We start from the raw sequence: 7,601 nt of genomic DNA, 5'->3' as shown, positions 1-7,601 counted from the left end.
GGGCCGAGCATCACGGCAGACGGCACCCCGCCGGAACTGACGGTCGACGAGACCGATTTGACGGACGACGACAGCGCCGATTTCTCGACCTCCTTCACCTCGGATGCCGGTGAGGATGGTGACGCCATCAGCTATGCGCTCGGCATCAATCAGGCCAACAACGACAGTGGCCTCGTCGACACCGCAACCGGCGACGCCGTCCTGCTCTTCAAGGAAGGTGATAACGTGGTCGGTCGTGCCGGCTCGGCCGTCGGCGCTGTTGTGTTCACGGTCAGCGTCAGCGCCGCCGGCGTGGTCACGCTCGACCAGGCCCGCGCGGTGGTCCATCCGGACGCCAGCAACCATGACGACAGCATCACCTTGGCTGCTGCCGACCTCATCACCCTGACGGCAACCATCACCGACAACGACGGGGACGAGGACTCGGACACTCACAACATCGGCCAGAACCTCAACTTCAAGGATGACGGGCCGACGATCACCGTGCCGTTTGACGGTGACCAGAGCGGCACCCCAGGGACCCACGAGACCCTGGCCAACGAGGACAACCAGTCGGCCACCGGAGCCTTCGGGTACAACATCGGCGCGGATGCTCGCACGGCGGCGTTCTACACGGCCGGCGGTTCCGACTTTGTCGACCAGAATGCCGCGCTTGCTGGCGTCCAGATCGGGCTCAGCGGCACGATCAGCGGTGGCGGCGGAGGCAATATCCTCGACCCAATTGTGACGCTGAATTCGGAGAGCCTCACCTCCGCGACGTTCGACTTCACCTTCACCTACGACAAGGACCCAGCGGCTGGCCTCCAGACCGGGACGGCGGAGGGCACCCTCGTCTTCGACAAGGAGGCCGGCACCTATACCATCACCCTGACCGACCCGCTCGAAGGCTTCAGCTTCGACGTGCTGCACACCAATGAGTTGCTGGCTAAAGCACCCGCCGGCAACACCGGACACCCACAGATCGTCGCGGAGCAGCTCACGCCCGACGACGATCCTAACCCGTTCTTCGTGCAGTTCACCGCAAATGCGCTCAACAACAAGAACAAGACGTTCTCGTTCACAGGCGACGGTGATGGGACTTCCAACGACACCTCATTCACATCCGGCACTGGCATTCACGAGATGGTCAGCAACAACTTCGAAGACTGGGTATCTGCAACCCAGGCGACAAACGGGGTCGCTGGCGACACGATCCAGAAGGGTGAACTTCTGACCTTGCGGTTCTTCAAAGAGAACATTCTCTCGGATGTCAACCCGAACGCCCCCGGTGGTGGCACTGAGAAGCTTGACCCGACCACCAGTGCCAGCGGCGTTGTCATCAAGTTCGATGGCATCGGGAGCAGTGAAGACCTGGTCCTGATCCTCGACCTGAAGGATGCCAACGGCAACGAGATCACGCGGGCGGTCAACGTGCAGAACTCGGACCTGATCAAGGGGAACGCCAATGTCCCCTTCCCGTACAGCACCGAGTTCACGCTCGATAATAACGATGCCTTGCTCATCATCGAACAGAACGACTACACGGACGGTACCGAGACCTACCAGATCCAGGGCATCCAGATCATGCAGAGCGCAAATGGGTTGACGGGCAACGCCATCAACCTGAATGGGGCGATCGGGGCCGGTGGCGACAGCAGCACCACCAGCGGCCTGACAGCCTGGGACCCGACCGATAACGATGTGTTGAAGATCGTGGATATCGGGTTTGTCCAGCAGTCCAGTGGGACAGTCGACGCCAACCTCGACTTCGCCTTCCAGGTCGCGGACGCGGACGGGGACCAGACAGAGACGCAGCACATCCTTGTTGATGTTACCTGACACTTCTTTCACGGGGGCAGCCAAGCTGCCCCCGTGATCTGCCGGGGTGTCGCCCCGCTAAGCGTTCTTCTGGTCCCGCGTCCTAGAGTTATAGAAGATGAAAACCAGCCAACAACGCCCCGCCCTACAGGTTGTGATGAAAGAAGCCGGCCGGGCCATCCAGCCGCTTATCTGGTTCAGTGCCGGCATCAACGTGCTGATGTTGACCGGCGCGATCTACATGCTCCAGGTCTACCATCGCGTGTTGTCCAGCCACAGCCTGGAAACGTTGGGGATGCTGTCACTGATGGCGGTGGGCGCGCTCGCCACAATGGCGGGGCTGGAAATCGTGCGCGGGCGTCTGCTCGCAACAGTCGGATCCTGGATGAATGCGCGGTTGGCGCCGGTGCTCCTGACAGCAGCGGTGGAGTATGCCGCTTCAGCGCCCGGTCAGGTCAATGCCCGTCCATTGCGCGACCTGGATCAAGTTCGGAATTTCTTCACAAGCCCGAGCATTTTCCCGATCCTTGACGCGCCTTGGGCGCCGTTGTTTTTCGGGGCCATATTCCTCATGCACCCTTGGCTCGGTTGGCTGGCGCTGGGCGGCGGGATTGTCCTGTTCGCGTTGGCATTGCTCAACGAATACCTCACACGCAAACCATTGACCGAGGCCCAAAGCGCCCAATCGCGCGCATACGTGCAGGCCGAGGCGGCTATCCGCAATGCAGAGGTCGTGCAGGCGATGGGCATGCTGAAGCCGCTGCTGGAGGGGTGGAAAGCGCAGCAGGACGAGGCAAACCATGGACAGGTTCTCGCCGCCAACCGTGGCGGCTTCATCGCGGCCATCGCGCGGTGTCACCGACTAGCCTTGCAAATGGCCATACTAGGCCTCGGGGCCTACCTCGTACTTCGCAACGAGGCCTCGCCCGGCATCATGATCTCCGCCTCGATCCTCATGGGTCGCGCATTGTCCCCGGTCGAGCAAGCGATCGGCACCTGGAAGGCGACTGTTGGAGCGCGGGCCGCCTACCGTCGTCTCGCCGCAGTCGCCGGCGAACACCTGGAGGCCACACCGGTTCTGCCACTACCGCGGCCGAAGGGTAGGTTTGAGGCCGACAATCTTGTGCTTGCCCGGCAGGGCGGCGAACATATCCTGAAAGGGATCAGCTTCCAGCTCAAACCGGGCGAGGTAATGGCGCTGATCGGCCCTAGCGCGGCCGGAAAGACGAGTCTGGCGCGGATACTGGCCGGTGCCTGGCGCCCATCCGGAGGACGCGCGTTGCTTGATGGCATGGACGTCGCCCAATGGGCGGCAGAGGACCGCGGCCGCTATGTCGGTTACTTGCCGCAGGACATCGAGCTCTTCGCCGGTACTGTCTCCGAGAACATCTGCCGCTTCGCGAAGCTCGACACGCCGGTCTTCAACAACGTCGTCAAGGCCGCACAACTGGCGGGAGTTCACGAACTGATCAAGGGACTGCCGAAGGGTTACGCTACCGAGATCGGCGAGTCGGGCGCGACACTGTCGGGCGGGCAGCGTCAACGCATCGGGCTAGCGAGGGCGCTCTACGGCGACCCGGCACTCCTTATCCTGGACGAGCCGAATTCCAATCTCGACCGCGAAGGCGAAGACGCATTGATTGCAGCCCTCGGTACCGTCAAGGCCGCAGGCACGACGATTATCCTGATCGCGCACCGACCGAACATCATGGACAAGGTCGACAAGATACTGGTCCTCAACCGAGGCCAGCAAGATCTCTTTGGCCCGCGTGATCATGTCTTCAACGAACTCGCCCGGCGCAGCCGCGAGGTAGTTCAGATCCCAACCATAGCCGCGAACCAAGACGGCGGTCCCGGTCCAGCGCCCCGATTCACGGTCCGAAACTTACCACCTAGGTCCGGCCCTGTTGCGGGAGGCAGTTCAGGTGGCCCTGCGGACGCCGCGCAACCATCGGATCGGAAACAGACATGACCGTTGTACCGCTACCTGCCCCGCCACCGCCGATGCCCAAGCCGATACCCTTGCGTCTCGCCGGCGTGACCTGGGCCGGGTTCACAATCATGGTCCTCTTTTTCGGTGCGGCCGGAGGTTGGGCGGCGCTGGCGCCGTTGGACAGCGCTGCAGTTGCGCCGGGCGTTGTCAAGGTCGCAGGCGACCGCAAGCTCGTCCAGCACCTCGAGGGCGGCATTATCGCGGAGTTGAACGCCACCAACGGTGACATCGTCAAGGCCGGCAAGGTTCTGATCCGGCTCGACGACACGCAGGCCAAAGCACAACTGGACCTGGTTCGGAACCGGATCGCAACGCGCGAGGCGCTGGCCGCGCGGCTCCGGGCGGAGCGTGACGACAAGGCCGAGATCGACTTTGATCCGGCGCTGCTCGCAAACCGTGCGACCGCTGCCAAGGACGCGGTGGCCACGCAGCGCGACGTGTTCGCGGCAAAGCGCCACAACTTGAACGACGCGCGGACCATTCTCGGACAACGCCGCCACCAGGCCGAGGAGGAGATAACCGGACTGGAGAGACTCGTTGCGACCGAGGACAGGCAGATCGAGGCTCTTGAAGGCGAGACTAAGGATCTTGAAGCTCTGCTCAAGAAGGCACTCACCACCCGCGAGCGGAACCTGCTGCTTAGACGACAACAGCGCGAGATCGAGGGGGAGCGCGCTACCAATATCGCGGCGATCGCTCGTGCCAGAAGCGCCATGGCCGAAATTGACGCGCAGATTCTGAACCTCAACACCGTGCGGCTGAAAGATGCTGTCGAGGAATTGAGTAAGGTCGAGGCGGATTTGTTTGACCTCAAACAGCAGGAGCGTTCCGCCAACGACGTGCTTGCCCGCACCGACATCGTCGCACCGGTTGACGGCATCGTCATGGATCTGAAGGTCCACACGGACGGTGGTGTCGTGAAGCCCGGAGAAACATTGATGACCGTGGTCCCTCTCGGACAGCAGCTCGTGGTCGAGGCTATGGTCAGGCCGGAAGATGTCGAGACGATCGCCCCCGGACAGCCAGCGCGTGTCAGCTTTCCAGCCTTCGCACGCTACAACCTGCCGCCACTCGACGGCGTCGTGGAGATCGTATCGGCGGACCGCATGATAGAGGAACGCAGCGGGACGCCATACTTCACCGCAACCGTGTTGATTGACAGACACGAACTCGCCAAGCTCGAGGGCCGTAAACTGTTGCCCGGCATGTCGAGCGAGGCAATGATCCGGACGGGTGCCCGCACCGTGCTTGCCTACCTTGCAGAACCAATCACGCAGAACTTCCGCCGGGCGCTACGGGAAAAATAGGAAGCCAGCCCGGTTGCGGAGGAAGCAGATTGCGGCCGGCAAGCTTGTCGAGCTCTTGCTCATCGACCACGATGATTGCGGAGGCCGCGCCGGTTCTGTGGTCCATCAGGCGCTCGGCCGATGCGAGTTCAAGTGCAGATTTCTCCGTGCGCAAACTTCTTTCGCGCGCTCTCTCTCATCATCGTCTGGGTGTTCGCGCTTAGCTTTTTGCAGGCATGTTCCCACGTCGCTACGCAGCAACCGGATGATCGACCGACCGGGCTCCGAGGTCTGCCAACGGAGCCCAACTGATTGGCCGAGTGCTCGATTTTCGGGAGCCGTTTCTTTGAGATCTTGCCAGACTTAGGTCTGGTGCGCTCTGGCAAAGGTCCTAGCGGCGTTGCTCATTCCGAATCCGCCCGCCATGCTGTTTAAGCGCCAAGGAGCCAAGGACTGCCCTCCGTCGTTGGCGCTAGTGATCCCAGAGCGCTCGCCCCAGCCCCATTCGACTAAGCGCTCTGGGATCCCCCACTCCTCGTTCCGGCACAAACGCGTTTGGTCATTCGGCCGAGACGCGGCTGTCTAGCGACTGGTGTTTGTTCTTGACCTCGCCAACATCACTCCTGACGCTACTATTTCACTGGTCGGATTGAGGATTTCCATCTCGCGGTCCTGCCGCGCTCAATTGCCGCTGCAGAGGCTGCACGGTCATATTCATGTTGCTACCCCTCGGATTGTGGAGGACACTGGCTTTCAGGCGTTACCTGAAGGCGGAAACGATGGATTTTGAGAAGATCGGACGGGCACGCCTGATGATGCGGCTGCCGAGGCATCGGCAACAGCTTGCGGAGCTGAGGTTCCTTTCGCTGAGTACCCTGTTAGAGGCTTATGGCATCGCGGTGATCACCCGGGATGAACTCCGAGAGCACGCGATTTCAGGCGATCCACTGACCGCCCGGTACGAGAACGACTGTCAGGCGATCGAAGACAAGGTCGTGAGTTTGCTCACGAATGTCAGTCCTCGCTTTGTCAATTGAGTGCCCGCCTCTTAGCTCCTGAAAGGATCGAACGGTCGCAATTTCCGAGTGCCAGCTAGAAGCCACTGCCCCACGGACCGTGGTGGCTGTCGGCGCCGTCGACGCGGTCGAAGCCGTGGGCGCCGAAGAAGTCGCGCTGCGCCTGGATGACATTGGCCGTGCCGCGGCCGCGGCGGTAGCTGTCGAAATAGCCGAGCGCTGACGCAAGCGCAGGCACCGGCAGGCCACCGAGAACAGCTGCCGAGACGACGCGGCGCAGGGCTGCGTCGGTTTCCTTGACCATGGCGGCGAAGGCCGGGGTGACGATCAGGTTGGCAGCGTCCGGCGCCTTGGTAAACGCGGTGGTGATCTCGTCGAGGAACTGCGAGCGGATGATGCAGCCGGCACGCCAGATCTTGGCAATGGTCGGCATCGGCAGGTTCCAGTTGAACTCCTTTGATGCCGCCGACATCACCGCGAAGCCTTGCGCATAGGCGCCGATCTTGGCGGCCAGCAGCGCGCTTTCGAGATCCCTGATGAAGGCTGCCTTGTCGGCCACCTTGAAGTCGCCGACCTCAGGCAGCCCGAGGATCTTTTCGGCCGCTTCGCGTTCGTCCTTCATCGAGGAGGTGCTGCGCGCCGCAACCGCCGCCTCAATGCCGGTTGCCGGCACGCCCATGTTCTGCGCTTCGATCACCGACCACTTGCCGGTGCCCTTCTGGCCGGCCTTGTCGAGGATCAAATCGACGATCGGCTTGCCGGTCAGAGGATCAGCGGCCTTCAGCACCTTCTCGGTGATCTCGATCAGGTAGGAGTTGAGGCGGCCCTTGTTCCAGGTGCCGAAGACGTCGCCAATCTCGGTCGCCGACATCTTCAGGCCGTCGCGCAGGATGCCGTAGATTTCGGCGATCATCTGCATGTCGGCATATTCGATGCCGTTGTGGATGGTCTTGACGAAATGGCCGGCGCCGTTTTCGCCGAGCCAGGCAACGCAAGGGTCGTTGTCATACTTGGCAGCGATCGAGGTCAAAACGCTCTCGACGCGCTTCCAGGACTCCTCCTTGCCGCCGACCATGATCGACGGGCCGTGGCGCGCGCCCTCCTCACCGCCGGAAACCCCCATGCCGATGAAGGTCAGGCCACTGTCCTTCAGCGCCTCGAAGCGGCGCATCGTGTCGCGGAAGTTGGCGTTGCCGGCGTCGATCATGATGTCGCCCTTGGAAAGGTAGGGCTCGAGGATCTTCATCTGCTGATCGACCGGCTCGCCGGCCTTGATCATGATGATGATCGGGCGCGGCGGACGGATGGCGGCAACAAACTCTTCAATGGTGTCGCAGGGCACAATCTGGCCCTTGAGTTCACCGGCTTCCGCGTAGAACTTGTGCGTCGCCTCGACGGTGCGGTTGAACACCGCGATCTTGTTGCCCTTTTCAGCGATGTTGAGCGCCAGGTTCGAGCCCATGACGCCGAGACCGATTAGGCCGATTTCCGCCTGTGACACGTGATTGC

5 protein-coding genes are annotated in these 7,601 nt (G+C 62.0%); 4 read left to right on the top strand and 1 reads right to left on the bottom strand.

The window, feature by feature from the left end:
• The 4 genes from ACTJKE_RS36395 to ACTJKE_RS36380 form a co-directional block, all read left to right on the top strand.
• Nucleotides 1-1,818: DUF5801 repeats-in-toxin domain-containing protein (locus tag ACTJKE_RS36395; RefSeq protein WP_440693883.1), on the top strand; the 1,818-nt coding region annotated here is incomplete at its 5' end.
• Nucleotides 1,819-1,915: 97 nt separating this feature from the next.
• Nucleotides 1,916-3,769, top strand: coding sequence for a type I secretion system permease/ATPase (locus ACTJKE_RS36390; protein ID WP_440639590.1), 1,854 nt, complete (start codon nucleotides 1,916-1,918; stop codon nucleotides 3,767-3,769).
• A complete protein-coding gene (locus ACTJKE_RS36385) occupies nucleotides 3,766-5,097 on the top strand; it encodes an HlyD family type I secretion periplasmic adaptor subunit (RefSeq protein WP_113515265.1) in 1,332 nt (443 codons plus the stop codon). The genes ACTJKE_RS36390 and ACTJKE_RS36385 overlap by 4 nt, the downstream gene beginning before the upstream one ends.
• Nucleotides 5,098-5,855: 758 nt before the next feature.
• Complete coding sequence (locus ACTJKE_RS36380) at nucleotides 5,856-6,113, top strand: hypothetical protein (RefSeq protein ID WP_063893427.1); 258 nt, start codon at nucleotides 5,856-5,858, stop codon at nucleotides 6,111-6,113.
• A 55-nt stretch (nucleotides 6,114-6,168) separates the two neighbouring features.
• Here the strand turns inward: ACTJKE_RS36380 and gndA are convergent, their stop codons facing one another.
• Nucleotides 6,169-7,593, bottom strand: a complete 1,425-nt coding sequence (gene gndA, locus ACTJKE_RS36375; protein WP_440693885.1) for an NADP-dependent phosphogluconate dehydrogenase — start codon at nucleotides 7,591-7,593, stop codon at nucleotides 6,169-6,171.
• Between the last annotated feature and the right edge of the window lie 8 nt (nucleotides 7,594-7,601).

It is taken from the genome of Ensifer sp. 22521, from assembly GCF_052044795.1.
Classification (GTDB): domain Bacteria; phylum Pseudomonadota; class Alphaproteobacteria; order Rhizobiales; family Rhizobiaceae; genus Ensifer.
The sequence above is the reverse complement of the archived record's forward strand: the minus strand, read 5'-3'. Positions and strand labels throughout refer to the sequence as shown.

What these genes read in the sequence shown, in the direction of transcription:
- ACTJKE_RS36390 (WP_440639590.1), top strand. Translation starts at nt 1,916, where the DNA reads ATGAAAACCAGCCAACAACGCCCCGCCCTACAGGTTGTGATGAAAGAA.
- ACTJKE_RS36380 (WP_063893427.1), top strand. Translation starts at nt 5,856, where the DNA reads ATGGATTTTGAGAAGATCGGACGGGCACGCCTGATGATGCGGCTGCCG.
- ACTJKE_RS36385 (WP_113515265.1), top strand. Translation starts at nt 3,766, where the DNA reads ATGACCGTTGTACCGCTACCTGCCCCGCCACCGCCGATGCCCAAGCCG.